Annotated in this window: 2 protein-coding genes; both read right to left on the bottom strand. The window is 47.9% G+C overall.

The features are described from left to right. A partial coding sequence (locus tag AC2VLY_RS15775; RefSeq protein WP_486894440.1) for a hypothetical protein occupies nucleotides 1-199 on the bottom strand: 199 nt, incomplete at its 3' end. 59 nt (nucleotides 200-258) lie between these two features. Next, entirely contained in the window at nucleotides 259-1,515 is a 1,257-nt protein-coding gene (locus AC2VLY_RS15770; protein ID WP_486894439.1) for a porin, read from the bottom strand. Nucleotides 1,516-2,055: the final 540 nt, after the last annotated feature.

The following is a 2,055-nucleotide window of genomic DNA, read 5'->3' as shown; positions in this document are numbered from 1 at the left end:
CTAGGTAACAGGAGAGTATTTCCTTCTTCTCAAATGACAATCTATTTGGTGTTCCGCCTAACCAGCCGGATAGTCCACCAGGATCAAATTGCAAATTCCGTGCGATCCCAGCCAGCTTTTCATTGCGTAGAGCAATAATTGCTTTTGCAGCAATTCGAAAATGCTCATCGTCGTTAGCGCTTTGTTTCGAGTATGACATGAGAATGTAAAAAAGCCGCTATCAAAGTCGATAGCGGCTTTATATTCATGGTTAGTTAATTAGAAACCAGCCTGGAACTGCAGGGCCAGCGTGTTGTAGATATAAGCATTTGAAGGAGCATAATTGGCACCAGTTGCCTGCAATTCGTGACGGAAACCGGAGGCACCCGTCGGAATTACATAGTTCAACTGCACACGAGCCGCATACGGATTGTTAGGATTCAGATCATAGTTGACGCCGATGGTGGTATTGTTCAGATACTCACCGTTGATAGATCCTGGAACACCGGAACCTGCAGCGCCTTTCCAGTCGAAACGTTCAAAACGTACAGCAGGTTCAATATCCAACCAATCTGGGGTTAAGGTCATTTGATGTAGGTTTGCTGCCAACGCCACATACCAATCGCTGCCACGCAAACCTGAGACACCGCCGTACCCATTTACATGGCTATATTCAGCCATGTACTTCAGTCCCATCATGCCGCCACGGGCGCCTACGTTCCAAGAATCAACTTGGTTGGCACCAATCAAAGTGGGACTGATCCGTCCACCAGAATTGGCTGTATCTGAACGGGCTCCGGACAATTCAATGTTCAACAACGGGTTCAGCTTGTAACCAACCATGCCGGCAAATAGGTACTTGCCTGCGCCATTGGTCATAACGCCTCCAACCACTTTTTGTCCGGCACCAGTCATGCCATCGGTTACATTGTTGTAGAATGCATTGCTGCTAAATGCGTTATTTCCATCTACAGAACCATTATCGAACATTCCCAAGCTGTAGTAGAAACCCGTATTCATTACATTGGGGCTGTGGAACATCACACCTGCAGCGCGATCAGCGCCCAAACTCTGGTTCATGGAACGCTGGATGAACCACAAGTCGTTACCGCTGAATTGGGTACGTTCCATGCCTACTGGCACCCGGAACTTTCCGACTTTTAGCTGGACTTCAGGGATAAACGCAAAGTTAATCTCCGCGTCCTGGACGCCAGATTCGCCCATCGTGTTAGCAAGAGGGCCGCCACTCATCCATGCACCATCCCACTTGTACTGAAAGTTATAGGTCACGCCAGGAACAGCTGTACCCTTCACGCCCAAACGAATGCGGTGTGCGCCAAAAATCAGCCCTTCGGGACCATTGGTACCAAACTGATTACTGCCGGTGATCTGGGCATATCCGTAGAGGATAGGACCGGTATCCTGGGAGTTTTCAGGTTGGAACACACCGCTAGCATTACCGTTGTCTGCAGCAAAAGCGATTCCAGGTGCTAAAAAGGCGGCCGCAACGGCCAATACCACTAAATTTTTCTTCATTTTGAACTCCTCCTCAACCAAAGTTTAGAGGTCTAAGCATCACCCCATGAAAAACATCGAGTGTGTTCTTTTTGCCTACCTCATGTGGAAAGCATACAACAATACTGGAAAGATGCAAGGAAATTGAGAAAATCATGTTCTCAACGTGAGTACGCATTTGGTGAAAGACCAGTGGCCAAGCTATGCAAGGTGAAGACTTCCGTCTAGATTTGTCGCGGTTAAATGTATAGCGATTATTAGCTACTTGAAGGATGGAAGTTACCGATCTTGTTGTCTTATAAGACTTAAAGTTGAAGGCCTAGTATCACCGTATACTAGGCCTTCCGGGAGGAGCTTAGTCATGAAGTAACTAAGTTCTCTATCAATCTAGAGCGATGCCGGCACAAATGCAAGGGAGCGCACAGTTTTATGAACGTTTGAGGGCGAATGAAACTCCGCCCACGAGACAGAATGCGTCATTCTGTCTTGTAGCCCCAAAACCCTGAACGGCAGATCGCCCGGTTTTGCTCGGTTCCTCTGACACCCAGGAGGGCCGATTAT

It is taken from the genome of Acidithiobacillus sp. TH-A36 (genome assembly GCF_057473445.1).
The sequence above is the reverse complement of the archived record's forward strand: the minus strand, read 5'-3'. Positions and strand labels throughout refer to the sequence as shown.